Here is a 20,307-nt window from a genome sequence, read left to right as displayed (position 1 = left end):
AACATGCTGCCACGACATCTCCGCCGCCTCGAAGCTGAATCGATCGAGATCATGCGCGACGTGGTCGCCGAGTTCAAAAAGCCGGTCATGCTCTATTCGATCGGCAAGGATTCGAGTGTGATGCTCCACGTGGCGCTGAAGGCGTTTCATCCGGCCAGGATCCCCTTCCCGCTGCTCCATGTCGATACCACGTGGAAGTTCCGGGAGATGATTACGTTTCGCGACGAAACGGCCAAGCGCATCGGCGCCGATCTGATCGTCCATGTGAACAAGGAAGGCGTGGAGCGCGGCATCAGTCCGATCGCCTCCGGCTCCTCTCTCCACACCCAGGTCATGAAGACCGACGCACTGAAGCAGGCGTTGGATCTCTACCAGTTCGATGCGGCGTTCGGCGGCGCAAGACGTGACGAGGAGAAGAGCCGCGCCAAGGAGCGCATCTTCTCGTTCCGCTCCGCCGGCCATGTCTGGGATCCGCGCAACCAGCGGCCGGAGCTGTGGAATCTGTTCAATACCCGCATCCGGCAAGGCGAGACGATGCGCGTGTTTGCGATGTCGAACTGGACCGAGCTCGACATCTGGGAATACATCATGCTCGAGAACATCCCGGTCGTGCCGCTCTATTTTGCCAAGATGCGCCCCGTCGTGCGGCGCGGCGGCACGCTCATCATGGTGGATGACGACCGCCTCCCGCTGGAGCCGAACGAAACGGCTGAAATGCGGATGATCCGCTTCCGCACGCTCGGATGCTACCCACTCAGCGGAGCGATCGACTCGTCGGCAACGACGATCCAGGACATCGTCACGGAGATGCAGACGGCAACGGTCTCCGAACGGCAGGGCCGTCTCATTGACTCCGATGAGTCTGCCTCGATGGAGAAGAAGAAGCGCGAGGGCTATTTCTGATGGACACCTCCGCTCTCAAAGAGCCGCATTCGGCCGGAACCAAGGATCAGTTGCGCTTCATCACCTGCGGCTCGGTCGACGACGGCAAGTCGACCCTGATCGGGCGGTTGCTGCACGACAGCAAGCTGATCTTCGAGGATCAACTGGCCGCGCTCGCGCGCGACAGTGCCAAGCATGGCACCACCGGCGACGACATCGATTTCGCGCTCCTGGTCGACGGCCTCGAGGCCGAGCGGCAACAGGGCATCACCATCGATGTCGCCTACCGCTTCTTCACGACCCCTCGCCGCTCCTTCATGGTGGCGGACACGCCTGGCCACGAACAGTACACGCGCAACATGGCCACCGGTGCCTCGACCGCGCAGCTTGCCATCATCCTGATCGACGCCCGCAAGGGTGTCCTGGTGCAGACCAAGCGCCATTCCTTCATCTGCTCGCTGCTCGGCATCAAGCACGTCGTCGTTGCCGTCAACAAGATCGATCTGGTCGATTACAAGAAGGATGTGTTCGATCGCATCGTCGGCGACTACGTCGCCTTTGCCACTGGCCTCGGCTTCTCCTCGATCGTTCCTGTCCCGATGTCGGCACGCTACGGCGACAACATCATCGAGCGCTCGGGCAATACCGACTGGTATCACGGCCCCTGCCTGCTCGATTATCTCGAAAGCATCGATGTCGCGAGCGAGACGACCGGACTGCCGTTCCGCTTTCCCGTACAGTGGGTCAACCGCCCCAATCTCGATTTCCGCGGCTTCACCGGAACGGTGGCATCAGGCAGCATCTCGCCCGGCGACGAGATCGTGGTGTCCGCGTCCGGCCATCACAGCCGCGTCAAGGAGATTGTGACCTACGACGGCGAACTGTCGAAAGCCGAGGCCGGCGATGCCGTGACGATCACGCTCCAGGACGAGATCGACATCGTCCGCGGCGACATCCTGGCCAAGCCGACCGAACGCCCCGAAGTTGCCGACCAGTTCGCCGCCCATTTGATCTGGATGGACCAGGACCCACTCGTGCCCGCGCGCAATTATGTCGTCAGGATTGGTACCCAGACGATCATTTCGGCGAGCGTCACCGCGATCAAGTACCGCATCGACGTCAACACCCGCGAGCACCTTGCCGCGACGACGCTCGGCCTGAACGAGATCGCGTTCTGCAATTTCGCTACGGCGCTGCCGATCGCCTTCGATCCCTATGAGGCCAACCGCCGGACCGGCGCCTTCATCGTGATCGACCGTTACACCAACCGGACCGTGGGCGCCGGCATGATCGCATTTCCGCTGCGGCGCGCCAGCAACATCGCCTGGCAGCCGCTCTCGATCGGCAAGGCCGAACGCGCCGCGCTCAAGAACCAGAAACCCCGGATCATCTGGTTCACAGGCCTGTCGGGTGCGGGCAAATCGACGATCGCCAACATTCTCGATCAGAAGCTGTTCGCGCTCGGCAATCACACCATGCTGCTCGACGGCGACAATCTCCGCCACGGGCTCAACAGGGACCTCGGCTTCACGGAAGCCGATCGGGTCGAGAATATCCGGCGCGTCGGCGAGGTCGCCAAGCTCATGGTCGACAGCGGCCTGATCGTGATCTGCTCGTTCATTTCCCCCTACAGGGCCGAGCGCGACATGGTCCGCGGCCTCGTGGACGAGGGAGATTTCATTGAGGTGTTCGTCAGCACGCCGATCGAGGAGTGCATGCGGCGCGACCCCAAGGGACTCTATTCCAAGGCGAAGGAAGGCAAGATCAAGAACTTCACCGGCATCGACGCGCCCTATGAGGCGCCCGAGCGCCCGGAAATCCGGCTGGAGACGGTCGGTCACCGCCCGGACGAACTCGCCGATCAGATCGTCGAACTCCTCAGGCGCCTTTGAGATGCCAAGCCGCCTTGTCTGAGTGCCTTGTCTGAGTGCCTTGGCCGAGGTCTCAGCCCGGCGGCCCCGGAAGAAATTCGTCGATGCGGCCAACCGCCCGATAGGCGATCAAGCCGAGCCACTCGCGTACTGCGAGGTTGGTCCGCGACAGGCCGTCCTCCGCGATGTCGGTGAACGAGACGACGTCTCGTCCGGTGCCGACACGCCAATCGACCGGACAAGGCTCGACCACAAATCCCGCTTTCCGAAACAGACCCATCGACCGCGGCATGTGAAAGGCCGAGGTCACGAGCAACCAGCGCTCGCCGGGCTTCGGATCGACCATGGCTTTGGTGAACTGTGCGTTCTCGTACGTGTTGCGGGATCGGCGCTCCAGCATCAACCGGCTCCTGTCGATTCCCAGGCTTTCGAATAGCCCGGCCGCAAAGTCGGCCTCCTTCGTATCGCCGGAGAGCAGATTGGCGTTGCCGCCGCTAAAGACCACGCGCGCGTTGGGATATTTCCCAGCCAGCGCAGCGGCGACAATGATCCGGTCGGACGCGGTCGTTACAACCGGCGTACCATGAGCCGCGGACAGATCGACGTCGATCGACGCGCCGAGAACGATGATGCCATCCGGAGGGCCTTGCGACGGGGTCCAGGCCGGGAAGCGCGACTCCAACGGATAGAGCAGCAGGTTTCCGACCGGTCCAAACCCACACACCGCGAGCATCAATGCGGAGAGGAGCACCAGCGCGCGACCAAGCTTGAGGAATCGCGTCAGGAGCAGGAGCGAGCCCAGCACACTGAGGCCGATCAGGAAATTCAGCGGCAGCGCCATGACGCCGAGCGTCTTGGATAGAACGAAGAACACGGTTTTCCTCCGACCACAGAGATGATCGTCATATCATCGAATGACGGATGAAGGAGGACACCGCTTGCTCCGCCCCCGATGACGAATAGCAGACTGAGTCATGGACTTGCAAACCATCGTTGGCGCGCGTTCGGGCCTCGCTACATACAGCGGGATGTTTTGCAACCGAACCTTAACGCGACGTCTTCATGGTCCGCCGTGTCCATCCGACGCGGGCGAGCAGCCCGTCGATCGCCGGCCAGAACAGCAGCACGATCGCAAGCGTCGCGATCGAGCCGACCAACCCGTTCGACCAGAACACCTTGAGGTCGCCGCCGGAGCCGATCATCGACAGGCGGAAGGCGTCCTCGGCGCGGTTGCCGAGCACGAGCGCCAGCGTGAACGGCGCCAGCGGAATGCCGATCTTCTTGAAGACGTAGCCGACGACACCGAAGCCCAGCATCAGCCAGATGTCGAACATCGCGTTCTGGATCGCATAGGCGCCGATCGCGCAGGACACCACGATCATCGGCGCCACCGCGGCGAACGGCACGCGCAGGATCGAGGCGAAGATCGGCACCGTCGTCAGCACCAGCACGAGGCCGACGACGTTGCCGAGATACATCGAGGCGATCAGGCCCCAGACGAAATCCTTGTGCTCGACGAACAGCAGCGGGCCCGGATTGAGCCCCCACACCATGAGGCCGCCGAGCAGGATTGCGGCCGTGCCCGAGCCGGGAATGCCGAGCGCCAGCATCGGCAGTAGCGCCGCGGTGCCCGACGCATGCGCCGCCGTTTCCGGCGCGAACACTCCTTCGATGCGGCCCTTGCCAAAACTCCCGGGGTCCTTCGAAAAGCGCTTGGCGAGATTGTAGCCCATGAAGGAGGCCGCAATTGCGCCGCCCGGGGTGATGCCGAGCCAGCAGCCGATGAAGGAGGAGCGTAGCAGCGTCATCCAGTATTTCGGCAAGTCCTTCCACACACTCAATACGACACGCAGCGAGATGCTTGCGGCATGTCCACGCAGCGCCAGCCGTTCCTCCATCGTCAGCAGGATCTCGCTGATGCCGAACAAGCCGATGACGGCGACGAGGAAGTTGATACCGCGCAAAAGCTCCGACGAGCCGAAGGTCATGCGCAACTGGCCCGACACGGTATCCATGCCGACGCCGGCGAGCAGGAGTCCCAACGACATCGAGATGACCGTCTTGTGCTTGGCTTCGCGCCCGAGGCCGACAAAGGAGCAGAACGTCAACAGATAAACCGCGAAGAACTCCGGCGGGCCGAACTTCAGCGCAAAGGACGAGATCATCGGCGCGAGGAAGGTAATCAGCAGCACCGCGACCAGCGAGCCGATGAAGGAGGACGTGAACGCCGCGGTCAGCGCCTCGGCCGCCCTGCCCTGCTGCGCCATCGGATAGCCGTCGAAGGTGGTCGCGACCGACCAGGCCTCGCCCGGGATGTTGAACAGGATCGAGGTGATCGCGCCGCCAAACAGCGCGCCCCAATAGATACAGGATAGCATCACGATCGCGGAGGTCGGATCCATCGTGAAGGTGAGCGGCAGCAGGATGGCGACGCCGTTGGGGCCGCCGAGGCCAGGCAGCACGCCGACGAAGATGCCGAGCACCAGCCCGACCATCATCAGCATGAGCGTCTTCCACGTCAGCAGGACGGCGAAGCCGTGAAGCAAAAGACCGAAAGCTTCCATCGCGAGCCCGCCTAGTAGCCGAAGGCCGCTTCGAGCGGCCCCTTCGGCATGATGACGTCGAAGGCGATGTCGAAGGTGACGAACATGATCGCCGTGAACAGGAAAGCGGTGAGCAGCGACTTCCACAGCGCGATCTTGCCGATCAGGCGCATGAAGCCCGCGATCAGCAGGAAGCTCGCGACATAGAGGCCTAGAAACTGCATCACCAGGCAGAACAGCAACGTCGGCACGAACACCGCCATCACGCGGCGTGCCTGCGCCCGCGTGACGAAGGTTTCGGAGGACACACGCCGCTCCAGAAGCGCCATGATCAATCCGTAAAGGCTGCCGCCGCCGAGAATGACTGAGAGGTAGAACGGGAAATAGCCGGGCTCGGGCCCGGTCGAATCCCAGGAGGCACCGGTGCGCCAATTGTCGTAGCCGAGCGTCGCGGCCAGCGCGAGCAACAGGAGGCAGACGAATACCTCGACCGTGCCGGAGGAGACGACAGAGGGCGAGTCGTCCTCAGGCGCGGTCGGATCGTCGACGACGATTTCGAGATCGGTTTGGGACATGCTCTACCAAGTCAAGTTGCGCTGTCGTCATCCGCGAACGTGGATGATCCAGTACGCCGTGCAGAAGCCCTCTTTCGTCGAGCCCTGTTCAATACTGGATGCCCCGCCTCCGCGAAGGCATGACGCGGAGGATTGATTACTTCGCCACGAATCCGGCTTCCGTCATCAGCAACTTGTTGGCGGCATCGTCCTCCTCGAGGAATTGCACCATGTCCTTGCCGGTGAGGAAGATCGGCTTCAAGGCCTGCTTTTCCATATAGTCCTTGTATTCGGCGGTCTGCGTCACCTTGTGGAACAGCTCGACATAGAACGCCTGCTGTTCCGGCGTGACCTTGCCGGGCAGGAACATCGCACGCAGCATCAGATACTGGACGTCGACGCCCTCCTCCTTGCAGGTCGGAATGTCGGCCCAGGACTGCGTGTCGGTCACCTTGCTGGTGTAGGCAATGCGCTCCTTGTCGAACACGCAGAGCGGCCGCACCTGGCCCGCGCGCCAGACTTCGAGATTTTCGGATGGATTGTTGACGTTCGATTCAGTGTGGTTGCCGACGAGCTGGGTCGCCGCCTCGCCGCCGGACTTGTAGGGCAGATAGGAGAATTTCGCGCCGGTCTTCTGCTCAAGGAAAACGGTCAGCACGTGATCCTCGCGCTTGGAGCCGGTGCCGCCCATCTTGAACGGCGCGCTTGCAGCCTTCGCCGCCTCGACGAATTCTTTCACGGTCTTCGGCCCGGCGCTGTTGTCCCACAGCACGAACTGGTCGAGCGCGATCACCGAGACCGGGGTCAGCTCGCGCCAGTTGAACGGGATCTTGGCCGACAGCGGCAGCATGTAGATCAGCGAATAGGCGATCAGTACCTTGTTCGGATCGCCCTCGCTGGATTTCATGTACATCAGCGCTTCCGCACCCGACGCGCCGCCCTTGAGCGAGACCACCATCGGCTGCTTCATCAGATTGTTCTTCTGGATCGCGGCCTGCATCATCCGCGCCATCTGGTCGGAGGCGCCACCCGCGCCCGCCGCGACCACGATCTCGACGGGTTTTGTTGGCTCCCAGCCGGCCAGGGCCGGCGCACTCAACAACAAGGCTGTCGCAGCTCCGACGGCTTTCAGTGGAATTCGCACGAGTTTCGCCCCCTGGTTCTTATTGGCTTGGTGAGGCCGGGAAATTGATCGATGCATTGTGCGGACTAAAGATCGCGAGTTCAAGCAGCCGGACATTCCGCCGCATATGACTTTCGGCTGACGAAGCGCGCTCTACTTGCCCTTCCAGTTCGGGGGGCGCTTGTTGAGGAAGGCGTCCATGCCCTCGCGAAAATCTTCGCTCATATAGGCCTTGAGGATCAGATCCTCGCCCTGTTCGCGCGACAGCGTGGGGCGGATGCGGCGCACCGCTTCCTTCGTTGTTTCGAGCGTCAGCGGAGCGTGGCTCGCGACGAGCTTTGCTGTCTCGTCGGCGCGGCGCTGCAACGTCTCGACATCAGGCACGATTTCGGTGAGCAGGCCGAGCGACAGCGCTTCCTGCGCCTCGACCAGCCGCGCCCTGAAGATCATGTCTTTGGTGCGGGCAGGTCCCACCAGCGCAACGACGCGACTGATGTTCGACATCGACAGGCAGTTGCCGAGCGTGCGCGCGATCGGAAAGCCCATGCGCGTCGTCTCGGTGCCGATGCGGAGATCGCAGCACGCGGCGATGCCGGCACCGCCACCGGTGCAGGCGCCCGCGATGGCCGCGATCACCGGCACGCGGCACTGCTCGAGTGTGCCGAGCACGCGATCGATCCGCGCCTCATAATCGAGCGCGTCCTGCGCCGTCTTGAAGGCACGGAATTGCGAAATGTCGGTGCCGGAGGCAAACGCCTTGTCGCCGGCGCCGGTGAGGATCAGCGCCTTGATCGAACGATCGGCGTTGATCTCCTGGCAGATCTCCGCCATGCGATCATACATCGCGAAGGTCATGGCATTGCGCGCCTGCGGGCGGTTGAAGGTGATCCGCGCGATGCCGTCCGTGACGGAGTAGAGCAGGTCTTCGTTGGCAGTCGTCGGTACGTTCATCGCGCGCTCACTTCCCAGTTGATATTAAGCGACCTGAGCCTTCGTCATCGGCATTACGTCGCGTCCCTTCAGGACGTCCATGGCCGCCAGCACGCCGCCGCTCCGGTGCGGAATCTTGGCAAGATCCAGGCCCATCTCGACGCCCGCAAGCGTGCCCATCAGCATCAGATCGTTGAAATGACCGATATGGCCGATACGGAACACCTTGCCCTTGACCTTGTTCAGGCCGGTGCCGAGCGACATGTCGAAGTTTTCCAGCACCACCTTACGGAAGGCGTCGGAGTCGTGTCCGTCAGGCACGCGGACGCCGGTCAGCGCCGGCGAATGCGCGGCGGGATCGACGCATTGCGTCTCCAGACCCCAGACCTTCGCCGCCGCGCGCGTCGCTGCGCTATGGCGCTTGTGGCGGGTCCAGACGTTCTCGAGGCCCTCCTCTTCCAGCATCTTGACGGCCTCACGCAGGCCCATCAGCAGATTGGTCGCGGGCGTATAGGGGAAGGTGCCAAGCTTGTTGAAACTGATCACTTCCTGCCAGTCCCAATAGGAGCGCATGCCCGGATTGGCCTTGGCGACGTTGAGCGCCTTCTCCGAGACGGCGTTAAAGCCGAGGCCTGGCGGCAGCATCAGGCCCTTCTGGGACCCCGCGACCGAGACGTCGATGCCCCAGGCGTCGTGCTCGTATTCCATCGAGCCAAGGCCGGAGATGGTATCGACCATCAGCAGCGCCGGATGCTTGACGCGATCGAGCAGCTTGCGCACGTCGAGCGGCGGCGTGACGCAGCCAGTTGAGGTCTCGTTATGGACGACGCAGACCGCCTTGATCGTGTGCTGCTTGTCGGCACTCAGACGCTTCTCGATCTCGGCGAGGTCGGCGCCATGGCGCCAGTCGCTCGGGATGAAGTCGACGTCGAGCTTGAACTTGTCGGCGATGCCCCGCCACAGCACGGCGAACTGGCCGGTCTCGCACATCAACACCTTGTCGCCGGGCGCGAGCACGTTGACCATCGCCGCTTCCCAGGCGCCGGTGCCGGACGAAGGGAAGATGATCACGGGCTGCTTGGTGCAGAACACCCGCTGCATCGCGGCAAGCGCGGCAAAACCAAGCTCGGCGAACTCCGCACCGCGATGGTCCAGCGTCGGCATGTCCATCGCCCGCAGCACCCGGTCGGGCACATTGGTCGGTCCTGGAATCTGGAGAAAATGCCTTCCAGTGTGCACGGTCATCGGCGTCCTTCCCGGTCTAGCCTTGATTTTGATGGCCGCCGAATAGCACCATTTGGCTGGCTTGTCCCCTCTCCTTAGGGCGACTCCCATGCATAACCGGCGGACCTCGGCCGCCCCTACTCCGCCGCCACCACCTTGCCGGACGGCACCCTCCCCTCGGCCTCCGTAAACGGCGTTCCGGGTGAATCAGGAAGGCGGAGAAGCCGCCGAGAAGCAGCAGCCCCAGCGACATCAGGAACGGCAGATACCAGTTGCCGGTGGCGTCGATCACGAAACCTGCGACCAGCGGGGAGACGATGGCGGCGAAGGCCGAGCCGGTGTTCATCAGTCCCGACGCGCAGCCCGCGTGCGCCTCGCGGTCTAAGTGCCAACCACTTTCAGATGCGGTGATGCATTGCCCTGCGGGCGCTGCTCCAACAGCTTCATCGCGACGTCGACGCCGCCGGAGCGGTGCGGCACGCCGGCAACCGAAAGGCCCATCTCCACGCCGGTGAGCGCGCCGAGCAGCGTCAGCGCATTGCATTCGCCGAGATGGCCGATGCGGAAGACCTTTCCGGCAACCTTCGACAGGCCCGAGCCCAGCGACATGTTGTGGTTTTCGAGCACGATCTTGCGGAACTGATCGGCATCATGGCCGGGCGGCATCAGCACTGCGGTGAGCACCGGCGAGAATTCGGCCGGCTCCTGGCAGAGCACTTCGAGCCCCCAATGATTGACGGCGGCGCGCGTTGCCGCAGCCAACCGCTGATGCCGCGCGAACACGTTGTCGAGCCCCTCTTCGAGCAGCATCGCGATCGCTTCGCGCAGGCCATAGAGCAGGTTGGTCGCCGGCGTGTAGGGGAAGAAGCCGTTGGCGTTGGGCTTGAGCATCTCCTCCCAGTCGAAATAGGAGCGCGGCATCTTGTTGGTCTTCGCAGCCGCGCGCGCCTTCTCCGAGATCGCGTTGAAGCCAAGACCGGGCGGCAGCATAAAGCCCTTCTGCGAGCAGCTCACGCTGACATCGACCTTCCACTCGTCGTGGCGGTAGTCGACCGAGCCGAGCGAAGAGATGGCGTCAACCATCAAAAGCGCTGGATGGCCGGTGCGGTCGATCGCGGCGCGGATCTCGGCGATGCGGCTGGTTGCGCCGGTCGAGGTCTCGTTATGCACGACCATCACGGCCTTGATGGCGCGCGCGGTGTCACCGGCGAGCCTGGCTTCGATCACGGCCGGATCGGCGCCGCGACGCCAATCGCCGGGCACGAAATCGACCTCGATGCCGAAACGCCCCGCCATCTGCCGCCACAGCGTGGCGAAATGGCCGGTCTCGACCATCAGCACCTTGTCGCCCGGCGACAGCGTGTTGACGATCGCGGCCTCCCAGGCCCCCGTTCCCGAGGAGGGGAAGATGATGACCGGACCCTTGGTCTGGAAAATTGTCTGGCTGCCTTCGAGCACGGTGCGGCCGAGCTCACCGAATTCCGCGCTCCGGTGGTCGATGACCGGCATGTCCATGGCGCGCAGGACGCGCTCGGGGACCGGGCTCGGGCCCGGAATCTGAAGGAAATGGCGTCCCTGATGCATGAAAACCTCCCTGGCGGCGGATTCCGGCTGGCTTCACCTATTATTTTGCATTCATTTTTTGTCATTTCAATCATAATTTGGTATTCAATTGTGGACGTCGACGCGGTTAATCGAGCAAACTATTGTGCTGCAAATGAAATCCACGATTCCCGACGATGGGGTTCCGATCACCCCGTCCGCCACAAATGGCGGCGACCGCGAGGCAGCCTCGCTCCATGGCGAGGTCCTGCTGCGGCTGCGCGACTACGTCGTGGAAGGCAACATTCCGGACGGCGCGCGCGTTCCCGAGCGCCAGCTTTGCGAGATGTTCGGTATCTCCCGCACGCCACTGCGCGAAGCCTTAAAGGTGCTCGCCTCCGAGGGCCTGATCGAGCTCCTGCCCAACCGCGGCGCCCGCATCCGCCAGCTCAGCCAGCGCGACCTGGAAGAGCTGTTCGACGTCATGGCGGGACTGGAAAGCCTCGCCGGGCGCCTTGCCTGCGAGGCCATTACCGATGAGGAAATCACCGCGATCGAGCAGCTGCATTACGAGATGTACGGCCGCTATCTGCATCGCGACATGCACGGATATTTCCAGACCAACCAGCGCATCCACGAGAGCATCGTCGCGGCCGCGCGCAACGAGACGCTCAAGACGGCCTACGCCAACTTCGCCGGCCGGATCCGCCGGGTCCGCTATTCCGCCAATTTCGCCCGCAAGCGGCAGCGCTGGGCGGAGGCAATGCGCGAGCATGAGGCCATCCTTGACGCGCTGCGTCGTCGTGCCGCCAGCGAGCTCAGCGACATCCTGTTCCAGCACCTGCGCAACAAGCGGATGGCCGCAATCGAGCATCTGACCGAGCCCCAAGAGGACGCGCCAGCGGCACTTTAACGGGCGGCTGGCTTGCTCATTTTGAATTCACAATTCAATCGATCAGAAACAAGAATGAATACCACAACCAAGCCGAGTGGCTTCGCAGGCTCAATCCGGGACCAAGGATGACAAACGCCTCCTCGCTCGAACGGCGCCTGCGCGCGGACATGACCGGCGACGTCCTGTTCGACGGCTTCAGCCGCGGCCGCTACGCCACCGATGCCTCGTTCTACCAGATCATGCCGTCCGGCGTGGTGGTCCCCAAGACCATGGACGAGGCGCTGCGGGCGCTCGCGATCGCCCGCGACGAAGGCGTGAAGGTTACGCCGCGCGGTGGCGGCACCTCGCAATGCGGCCAGACCGTCAATGACGGCCTCGTGGTCGATCTCTCGAAGCACCTCAACCGCGTCCTGTCGCTCGACGTCGAGGGCCGCACTTGCGTGGTCGAGCCCGGCATCGTGCTCGACGATCTCAACCGCCGGCTCAAAAAGCATGGCCTCTGGTTCCCGGTCGACGTTTCGACGGCCTCCCGCGCCACCATCGGCGGCATGGCCGGCAACAATTCCTGCGGCGGCCGCTCGCTTCGCTATGGCACCATGCGCGACAACACGCTGTCGATGGAGGCTTCGCTTGCCGACGGCACGCTGAGTAGCTTTGGCGAGGTCTCGCACGATCTCTCCGATCTCGACGCCGGCGATAGCACGCGCGCCCTGTTCCGCGACATGCTCGATCTCGGCACGCGCGAGGCCGACGAGATCGCCGCGCGCTTCCCAAAAGTGCAGCGCCGCGTCGGCGGCTACAATCTCGATGCGCTCACGCCGCGCAATGCGCGCAACAACATGGCGCATCTGCTGGTCGGTTCCGAAGGTACGCTCGCCTTCACCACCAAGGTCGAGCTGAGGCTGTGGCCCGTCATCCGCAACAAGGTGCTCGGCATCTGCCATTTCGGCAGCTTCTACGAGGCGATGGACGCGGCCCAGCACCTCGTCAAGCTGAAGCCGATCGCGGTCGAGCTGGTCGATCGCACCATGCTCGCACTCGGTCGCGACATCGCGATGTTCAAGCCGATCATCAATGCGGCGATCAAGGGCGATCCGGACGCCGTGCTGGTGGTCGAGTTCGCGGAGGAAGATCAGGCGGAAAATCTGTTGCGTTTGAAGCAGCTCAACGCGCTGATGGGCGACCTCGGCTTCGGCTGGAACAACGAGAAGCGCAAATGGGGCGGTGTGGTGGAGATCACCGAACCAGCGCTGCAGAGCGGCATCGCCGATTTCCGCGCCGCCGGCCTCAACGTCATGATGTCGATGAAGCAGGAGGGCAAGCCCGTCTCGTTCGTCGAGGATTGCGCCGTGCCGCTGCCGTATCTCGCCGACTACACCCAGCGGCTGAACGAGGTGTTTGCCAGGCACGGCACCAGCGGCACGATGTATGCGCACGCCTCCGAAGGCTGCCTGCATGTGCGGCCCGTACTGAACCTCAAGCTGGAGAAGGACGTCAAGGCGATGCGCGCCATCGCCGAAGAGGCGTTTGCATTGGTGCGCGAATACAAGGGCTCGCATTCCGGCGAGCATGGCGACGGCCTGGTGCGCTCCGAATTCCACGAGACCATGTTCGGCGAGCGCCTCGTCGCCGACTTCAGGGAGGTGAAGCATCGCTTCGATCCCGACGGTGTGCTCAACCCCGGCAAGATCGTCGACGCGCCCAGGATGGACAACCGCTCGCTGTTCCGCTTCAAGCCGGACTATCGTGTCACCGACCTCAAAACGAAGCTCGACTGGTCAGCCTATCCCGGCGCCGGCGGCGGTTTTCAGGGCGCGGTCGAGATGTGCAACAACAATGGCGCCTGCCGCAAGCTCGAGGGCGGCGTGATGTGTCCGTCCTATCGCGCCACGCGAAACGAGAAGGACGTCACGCGAGGGCGTGCCAACACGCTGCGGCTCGCGATCTCCGGCCAGCTCGGCCCCAATGCGTTGTCCTCCGACGAGATGATGGAGACCTTGAAACTCTGCGTCTCCTGCAAGGCCTGCCGCCACGAATGCCCGACCGGCGTCGACATGGCGAAGATGAAGATCGAGGTGCTGGCGGCACGCGTTGCCTCGCACGGCCTGACGCTGCGCGATCGTCTGGTCGGCTATCTGCCGCGCTATGCCGGCCTCGCGTCGCGCTTCGCGCCGCTGTCGAATTTGCGCAACCATAGTCCGCTGCTACGAAAATTGGTCGAGCGCTTCGCCGGCATCAGCGCGCGCCGCGCCCTGCCCGCCTTCCGCAGCGACGTGTTCGTGGCGCCGGCGGAAGCAGTCGGATCGGAGACGGGCCGAGAGGTCGTGCTGTTCGCCGACACCTTCAATCGCATCTACGAGCGCGAGAATCTCGAAGCCGCACTGCGCGTGCTCGCGGCCGGCGGCTATCGCGTGCATATGCCGAAGCCCGCGAGTGGCGGCCGACCGTTATGCTGCGGTCGCACCTTCCTGTCAGCCGGCCTCGTCGATCAAGCCAGATCCGAACTCGATCGTCTCGTGACCGCCTTCGCGCCCTTTGCCGCGCGTGGCGTGCCAATTGTCGGCCTGGAGCCGAGCTGCCTCCTGACGCTCCGCGACGAGCTCGCTTCGCTGCGCAAGGACGACGGTGCGAAGGCCGTCGGGGCCCATGCCCTGACCTTCGAGGAGTTCCTGGTGCGCGAAGCCGAGGCCGGCCGGCTGCAATTGCCGCTCGGCACCGTCGCCAACAAGGCAGTGGTCCATGGCCACTGCCATCAAAAATCCTTCGGCGCCTTCAAGCCGGTCGAGCAAGTGCTGCGCCTCGTCCCCGGCCTTGAGGTCGAGACCATCGAGTCGAGCTGCTGCGGCATGGCCGGCGCTTTCGGCTATGGCGCGGATACCTATGATGCCTCGATCGAGATGGCCGAGCTGTCGTTGCTGCCCGCCATGCGGAAGGCTGATCAGGCGACGTTGGTCGTTGCCGACGGCACCTCCTGCCGCCACCAGATCCGCGACGGCGCCCAACGCGAGGCGCTTCACGTCGCGCGCGTATTGGCGATGAGCCTCGACCGCGCCGAGACCCAATCCACCACCACTTCCATCGCAAAGGAACCCAGCCATGGCTGACCTCACGCTCGACACCGCCCGCAAGATCCTCGACGCCGCCTTCGCCAAATCCAACGAGCTGAAGCTGAAGCCGCTGGTCGTGACCATTCTGGACGCACGCGGCGTGCTCAAGATCGCCGCCGCGCAGGACGGCACCAGCCTGATGCGCGCCGAGATCGCCCACGGCAAGGCCTATGGCGCGCTCGCGATGGGCCTGGGCTCGCGCGCGCTGTACCAGCGGGCGCAGGAGCAGGCCTATTTCATCGACGCCGTGAACACCATCGCCAGGGGCGCGCTGGTGCCGGTCCCCGGCGGCGTGCTGATCATGGACGGCACGACCTTGCTCGGCGCCGTCGGCGTCTCCGGTGACACGTCTGACAATGACGAGGCCTGTGCGGTGGCCGGCATCCAGGCGGCGGGGCTGAAGGCCAACGCGGGCTGAGATACCGTAGCCCGGATGGCGCGAAGCGTAATCCGGGGCCTGAGCCAGAGGCACGAAGGTCCCGGATTGCGCTGCGCTCCATCCGGGCTACGAGATCGGGTGTTACCCGACGGGCAAAACACCCAGCCGCTGGGTCAATCACCGCACTCCAAAATATTCCACTTTACCGAAATTCGGTTTTATCGTACACATCCACCCATCCTGATCCGGCGAAAAGGGGCGGTCGTACGTCGTCACGAGCCGCGGATCGGGTTGCGGTGGATGCGAGCAGCGCCGTCGCGGATGTGAGTGCAGGGCGGGGCGATGGATTGAGCCGAACCCCGTGAGCGACTTGCAAGCCGCGTTGTACGAACGGCGCTCGATGCCTGCGAGGCCTGATGGCCGAGCGGGAAGCCTGCGTACGGCAAAACCGTGTGGTCCCGGCCGTCGTCGCTACGGTCAAGTCTTGCGGATGCGGCATTGGCGCCAACCGGCGCGGTGCCGGTAACTTCCGTCGGGCGAGGGAGGCCAGAAGGAATTCGGCTCCCGGGAGAGCACGGCATAAGCCGTCCAACCACTGCGCAGGGAAGGCCGTGTGTTCGGCTTCACCTGTATGCCGCTGTGCAGTTCTTTTGCGCTACATGCGCACAGCGGACCGTGGGTGCCGGCCGGCACCCGGCCTTCCCTGCGCCCTTTCCTTGGAGAGGGCGTGAAGCGAAGAGCAAAGCTCGGGCGAAACGCGCCGCGAGACCGCGAAGGCGCGTCTGCTGTTTGAAATGTGAAATTGGAGAAGCGACGGCTTCGTCCCTTGCTCCGTCATTGCGAGCACCACACCATCACCGTCACCCCCGCGCAACGGCAAAGCCGTTGTCGCTGGAGGTGGCCGCTTCTTCAGCGGCCCTCGAAGGGCGACGGCCCGGCTGCATCTCGGCCGTTCATCCTTCGAGGCTCCCGGCCCGATGCCAAACGCATCGCGCCGCTCGCACCTCAGTATGACGGGTCTGGCGGAGCCGCAGCGCTCCCTCACCGCCCCGTCCAGACGGGCTTCCGCTTCTCGCCGAACGCTTTCAGGCCCTCCTTGGCGTCCTCGGTCATCGCGAGCAGTGCGATCTGGCTTTCGGTGTAGGCGATGCTTTCGTCGAAGGACATCGAGGCGATGGCGCGCATGGCGTATTTGCCGCGGCGAACCGCGGTCGGGGATTTGTCGACAATGCGACCGATCAGCCAGTCGACCTTGGCGTCGAGTTCGACCATCGGTACGACGTAGTTGAGCAGGCCCGCATCCTTCGCAGCGCTCGCGTCGAACGGCTCACCGGTGAGCGCCCATTCGTTGACGAGGCGTCGCGGCGCGATCTCCTGCAACAGGCTCAGTACCTGCATCGGAAACACGCCGACCTTCACCTCCGGCAGCCCGAAGATGACGTGATCGGCCGCAACCGCCATGTCGGTCATGCAAAGCAGCCCCATGCCGCCGGCCATGCAGACGCCGCCGACGCGCGCGATCGCCGGCTTGGTGGCGTTCTGCGACAGGCGCAACAGGTCGGCATAATCGACGTTTGGTTTGGAATGATCCATCGCAAAGGCCGCGCCGGAATTCTGCAAATCTGCGCCGGCGCAAAACGCCTTGTCGCCCGCACCGGTCAGCACGATGACGCGGACGTCCTTGTCGTCATGCGCGTCGCGATAGCCGCGTGTGATGCCCGCGATCACATCGCCGTTCAGCGCATTGCGCTTCTCCGGCCGGTTGATCGTGATCCAGAACGCCTGCCCGCGCTTCTCGGTGATGACGCCTGTGCTGTCGGTCATGACGCTATACCCTTGCTCCCGTTTTGCAGCCATTTGCGGCAGCTCAGGCGCGTGGTGCAAGGGCAATCTGACAGGCGACGCGGCTTTAGCGTCTCGACGCAAATTTGCGCGCGATCGAAGCGCGAGCGCGGCTCAGGCCGCGACCGCCTTCCTGATCCAGACCTTGTTGTCGTGGAACGCAGCGCCGCCGATCGGGGCGATGGTGTCCGCGCCGGTCAGCATGTTGATGCCGCGGCCACCGATATGATTCTTGTTCGGATGCACGGACTCCGCGATCAGTACGCCGCGCCGCACGCCGTCGAACAGCACGGCAATCAGCGTGGTCTCGCCGCGTGTATTGCCGAGCGTCACGGCATCGCCGTCGGCAATGTCGAGCGCGGCGGCATCCAGCGGATGGATCATCACGCTCGCCTTGCCCTCGCGCGTCTGCGAGGACGGGGTCTCGTTGAAGGTGGTGTTGAGGAAGCTGCGCGACGGGCTGGTCGCGAGCCGGAACGGATGGGCCTGATCGGTCTGCTCGATCACGGCCCAATGGTCCGGCAGCGACGGCATCTTGTCGAAGTCGCCCATGGTCTGTCCGAACGGCGGATGGGCCCAGTCGGCTTTGAAATGGAATTTCTTGTCGGCATGAGCAAAGCCATCGAGATAATGCGAGGTGCGGAAGTCCGGCTGCAAATCGCGCCAGATATCGGCTTCAAGGCCCGCGATGTCGCCGTGGTCGCTCAGCTTCAGCGTCGCGTCGATCAATTCGCGCGGCGTCATCTCGAAACCGTGATGCTTCGCGCCAAGCCGCGGCGCCAGCCCCTGCAACACCTGATGGTTCGAGCGGCATTCGCCGGGCGGATCGATCAGCTTCGGACCGACCGAGATGTGCTGGTGACCACCGCCGTAATAGAGGTCGTCATGCTCCATGAACATGGTTGCCGGCAGCACGATATCGGCCATCTGCGCCGTTTCGGTCATGAATTGCTCATGCACCGCGACGAACAGATCCTCCCGCGCAAAGCCCTCTCGCACCAGCGCCTGCTCCGGTGCCACCGTCATCGGATTGGTGTTCTGGATCAGCATCGCCTTGACCGGACCCTTGCCGAGCAGAGCCTCGGCGTCGCCGGTAAGGATGCGGCCGATCTGCGATTGGTCCAGCGCGCGGATCGACTTGTCGAGTGCATCGTGACCTTCGATGACGGATTCGTTGAAGTGCCACAGCGCGTAATTGTTGAAGAAGGCGCCGCCGCCTTCGTACCGCCAGGCGCCCGTCACTGCGGGAATACAGTTCGCCGCATGCATCTGCGCCGCGCCGTTGCGCGAACGGGTGAAGCCGTAGCCGAGCCGAAAGAAGGTCCGTTTGGTCTCGCCGACAGCTTTGGCGAAGGCCTCGATCTCCGCCACCGGCACGCCACAGATCGCAGAAGCCCATTCCGGCGTGCGCGTCTTCAGATGCGCCTCGAGTTCATCCGGGCAATCGGTGTATTTGTCCATGTAGGCGCGATCGGCATAGCCGTCGCGGAAGAGAACATGCATCACGCCACAGGCAAACGCGCCGTCGGTGCCGGGCCGCAGCAGGATCTTGATATCAGCCTGCTTCATGGTCTCGTTGTCGTAGATGTCGACGGCTGCGATCTTCGCGCCGCGCTCCTTCCGCGCACGCGCGGCATGCGTCATCACGTTGACCTGCGTGTTGACGGGATTGGTGCCCCAGATCACGACGAGGTCGGACAGCGCCATCTCGCGCGGATCGACGCCGGCGATCTTGCCGGTGCCGATCGCAAAGCCGATGCGTCCGACATTGGCGCAGATGGTCTGATAGAAGCGCGAGTATTTCTTCACATGCGTGAGACGGTTGAGGCCGTCGCGCATCACCAGCCCCATCGTGCCGGCGTAGTAGTACGGCCAGATCGATTCCGCGCCGAACTCGCGCTCAGCCTGGTTGAAGCGATCGGCGATCTCGTCGAGCGCCTCGTCCCAAATGATCCGCGCAAACTGGCCGGAGCCCTTCGCGCCCGTTCGGCGCATCGGAAACGTCACCCGCTCCGGGTGATGGATGCGCTCGGCGTAGCGCGCGACCTTGGCGCAGACCACACCGGCCGTATAGGTCTGCTTCTTCGAACCGCGGACGCGGCCAATGCTGCGACCCTCGACCACTTCGATATCGAGCGCGCAGGCCGACGGGCAGTCGTGCGGACAGGTGGAGTGGCGGATCTCGATCTTGGCGTGCTGGTTCATGACCAATTTCGTAACACCAAAACACCGGGCAGCCGAGGGCATTTATCCGGCAATGCCCATGCAAAATGCTCAAACCGTGCACGTGGCCTGTTCCTCCCGCGACCGCGAAATGCCCCACGGCCACACCGAAAGCGGCCCGATATTCCTGCCGAAATCGACTTTGTGAGGCGTCGACAGTCTGCGCCCGCTGCCGCTACAGTGCCGACCAACAAAAACGAGTTCAGGGAGGTGGGTGTGACGGCCCGACAATTGATGCTGGCGCTGGCCGCCGGCCTGCTCACCGCATTCTCCGCAACTCCGTCTTTGGCGCAGGGCTACCCTTCGCACGCGGTCCGCATCGTCGTGCCTTTCGGCGCCGGCGGGCCGGCCGATGTCGCGGCCCGGCTGATCGGCCAGGTGTTGCAGGAGCGCTTTGGCCAACCCTTCGTGGTCGAGAACCGCACCGGCGCGGGCGGCGTTATCGGTACGGTCGAGGCCGCGAAGTCGCCGGCCGACGGCTACACGCTGCTGTTGATGTCCAACACCCAGACCGCGAATGAATCGTTGTTGACGCCGGAGCAGCGCAAATACGATTTGATGCGCGACCTCGCGCCGATCGCGCCGGTGAACTATTCCGATCTCGTCATCGTGGTAAATCCGCAAGTTCCGGTGAAGACGCTGCAGGAGTTCATCGCGCTCGCCAAAGCGCAGCCGGGCAAATTGAACTACGCCTCCTCCGGCCAGGGCACGCCCTACCACATGGCGGGCGAACTGTTCAAAGCGATGGCCGGCATCGATGTCGTCCACGTTCCCTACCGCAACAGCGGCGAGGCCCGCAGCGGCGTGATCGGCGGTCAGGTACAGATGATGATCGACGCGGTGCCGGCGATGGCGCCGAACATCGGAGAGAACCAGGTCCGCGCACTCGCGACCACCGGCCAGCAGCGCTCCGCGGTGTTGCCCAATGTGCCGACTGCCGGCGAGGCCGGCGTTGCGGGCTATGAAGCGACAATCTGGCTCGGCCTGATGGCCCCAATGGGCACGCCAAAGCCCGTCATCGACAAGCTCAACTCAGCCGTGAACGCGATGGTGAAGCGGCCGGACATCGTCAAACTCTGGACCGAGCAGGGTGCGATACCCATGTCGATGACACCGGAGGAGTTCGACAAGTTCCTGCGCGGCGACATCGCGAAATGGGCCGATGTCGTCAAGAAGTTCGACAAATCCTGAG

General features: G+C 63.8%; 16 protein-coding genes and 1 pseudogene. 7 read left to right on the top strand and 10 right to left on the bottom strand.

Annotation, left to right across the window (positions count from 1 at the left end; genetic code table 11):
* The first annotated feature begins 3 nt into the window (after positions 1-3).
* Together cysD and cysN are read left to right on the top strand one after the other, a co-directional pair.
* The gene (gene cysD / locus ABIA96_RS20590; protein ID WP_354138869.1) at positions 4-903 is read left to right on the top strand and encodes a sulfate adenylyltransferase subunit CysD; all 900 of its coding nucleotides are present in this window, start codon (positions 4-6) and stop codon (positions 901-903) included.
* Positions 903-2,774 (top strand): sulfate adenylyltransferase subunit CysN, encoded by a 1,872-nt coding sequence (gene cysN, locus ABIA96_RS20585; RefSeq protein WP_354138868.1) that lies wholly within the window; start codon positions 903-905, stop codon positions 2,772-2,774. The genes cysD and cysN overlap by 1 nt, the downstream gene beginning before the upstream one ends.
* A 52-nt stretch (positions 2,775-2,826) precedes the next feature.
* On the opposite strand, the gene ABIA96_RS20580 is transcribed toward cysN, so the two are convergent.
* The 8 genes and pseudogenes from ABIA96_RS20580 to ABIA96_RS20545 all read right to left on the bottom strand — a co-directional run bounded on the left by ABIA96_RS20580 (position 2,827) and on the right by ABIA96_RS20545 (position 10,711).
* Positions 2,827-3,627 carry a YdcF family protein gene (locus tag ABIA96_RS20580; protein WP_354138867.1) on the bottom strand — a complete coding sequence of 267 codons (801 nt, stop codon included), beginning with the start codon at positions 3,625-3,627 and terminating at the stop codon, positions 2,827-2,829.
* 172 nt (positions 3,628-3,799) lie between these two features.
* Positions 3,800-5,317 carry a tripartite tricarboxylate transporter permease gene (locus ABIA96_RS20575; RefSeq protein WP_354138866.1) on the bottom strand — a complete coding sequence of 506 codons (1,518 nt, stop codon included), beginning with the start codon at positions 5,315-5,317 and terminating at the stop codon, positions 3,800-3,802.
* Between the two features lie 11 nt (positions 5,318-5,328).
* Positions 5,329-5,871 (bottom strand): tripartite tricarboxylate transporter TctB family protein, encoded by a 543-nt coding sequence (locus ABIA96_RS20570; protein ID WP_354138865.1) that lies wholly within the window; start codon positions 5,869-5,871, stop codon positions 5,329-5,331.
* Positions 5,872-6,007: 136 nt separating this feature from the next.
* The gene (locus tag ABIA96_RS20565) at positions 6,008-6,994 is read right to left on the bottom strand and encodes a tripartite tricarboxylate transporter substrate binding protein (protein WP_354138864.1); all 987 of its coding nucleotides are present in this window, start codon (positions 6,992-6,994) and stop codon (positions 6,008-6,010) included.
* 132 nt (positions 6,995-7,126) lie between these two features.
* Positions 7,127-7,924 (bottom strand): enoyl-CoA hydratase/isomerase family protein, encoded by a 798-nt coding sequence (locus ABIA96_RS20560; protein WP_354138863.1) that lies wholly within the window; start codon positions 7,922-7,924, stop codon positions 7,127-7,129.
* 24 nt (positions 7,925-7,948) lie between these two features.
* Complete coding sequence (locus tag ABIA96_RS20555) at positions 7,949-9,148, bottom strand: pyridoxal-phosphate-dependent aminotransferase family protein (protein WP_354138862.1); 1,200 nt, start codon at positions 9,146-9,148, stop codon at positions 7,949-7,951.
* Positions 9,149-9,264: 116 nt separating this feature from the next.
* Positions 9,265-9,497: pseudogene (locus ABIA96_RS20550) on the bottom strand (MFS transporter); the annotation flags it as partial.
* 11 nt (positions 9,498-9,508) lie between these two features.
* Positions 9,509-10,711 (bottom strand): pyridoxal-phosphate-dependent aminotransferase family protein, encoded by a 1,203-nt coding sequence (locus tag ABIA96_RS20545; protein ID WP_354138861.1) that lies wholly within the window; start codon positions 10,709-10,711, stop codon positions 9,509-9,511.
* 133 nt (positions 10,712-10,844) lie between these two features.
* Between ABIA96_RS20545 and ABIA96_RS20540 the strand changes: the two genes are divergently transcribed.
* The 3 genes from ABIA96_RS20540 (at position 10,845) to ABIA96_RS20530 (ending at position 15,089) form a co-directional block, all read left to right on the top strand.
* Positions 10,845-11,582 carry a GntR family transcriptional regulator gene (locus tag ABIA96_RS20540; protein WP_354138860.1) on the top strand — a complete coding sequence of 246 codons (738 nt, stop codon included), beginning with the start codon at positions 10,845-10,847 and terminating at the stop codon, positions 11,580-11,582.
* 107 nt (positions 11,583-11,689) lie between these two features.
* On the top strand, positions 11,690-14,668 hold the full coding sequence (locus ABIA96_RS20535) for an FAD-binding and (Fe-S)-binding domain-containing protein (protein WP_354138859.1): 2,979 nt from the start codon (positions 11,690-11,692) through the stop codon (positions 14,666-14,668).
* Positions 14,661-15,089, top strand: coding sequence for a GlcG/HbpS family heme-binding protein (locus ABIA96_RS20530; RefSeq protein WP_354138858.1), 429 nt, complete (start codon positions 14,661-14,663; stop codon positions 15,087-15,089). The genes ABIA96_RS20535 and ABIA96_RS20530 overlap by 8 nt, the downstream gene beginning before the upstream one ends.
* A 1,002-nt stretch (positions 15,090-16,091) precedes the next feature.
* Here the strand turns inward: ABIA96_RS20530 and ABIA96_RS20525 are convergent.
* The gene (locus tag ABIA96_RS20525) at positions 16,092-16,874 is read right to left on the bottom strand and encodes an enoyl-CoA hydratase/isomerase family protein (protein WP_354138857.1); all 783 of its coding nucleotides are present in this window, start codon (positions 16,872-16,874) and stop codon (positions 16,092-16,094) included.
* A 132-nt stretch (positions 16,875-17,006) separates the two neighbouring features.
* Positions 17,007-19,097 carry a molybdopterin oxidoreductase family protein gene (locus ABIA96_RS20520; RefSeq protein ID WP_354138856.1) on the bottom strand — a complete coding sequence of 697 codons (2,091 nt, stop codon included), beginning with the start codon at positions 19,095-19,097 and terminating at the stop codon, positions 17,007-17,009.
* Between ABIA96_RS20520 and ABIA96_RS20515 the strand changes: the two genes are divergently transcribed.
* Both ABIA96_RS20515 and ABIA96_RS20510 read left to right on the top strand, forming a co-directional pair.
* Positions 19,096-19,263 carry a hypothetical protein gene (locus tag ABIA96_RS20515; RefSeq protein WP_354138855.1) on the top strand — a complete coding sequence of 56 codons (168 nt, stop codon included), beginning with the start codon at positions 19,096-19,098 and terminating at the stop codon, positions 19,261-19,263. The two genes, ABIA96_RS20520 and ABIA96_RS20515, sit on opposite strands and share 2 nt — an antisense overlap.
* 86 nt (positions 19,264-19,349) lie before the next feature.
* The gene (locus ABIA96_RS20510) at positions 19,350-20,306 is read left to right on the top strand and encodes a tripartite tricarboxylate transporter substrate binding protein (protein WP_354138983.1); all 957 of its coding nucleotides are present in this window, start codon (positions 19,350-19,352) and stop codon (positions 20,304-20,306) included.
* The last annotated feature ends 1 nt before the right edge of the window (position 20,307 follow it).

The organism is Bradyrhizobium sp. LB11.1, assembly GCF_040549385.1.
GTDB lineage: Bacteria > Pseudomonadota > Alphaproteobacteria > Rhizobiales > Xanthobacteraceae > Bradyrhizobium.
The sequence above is the reverse complement of the archived record's forward strand: the minus strand, read 5'-3'. Positions and strand labels throughout refer to the sequence as shown.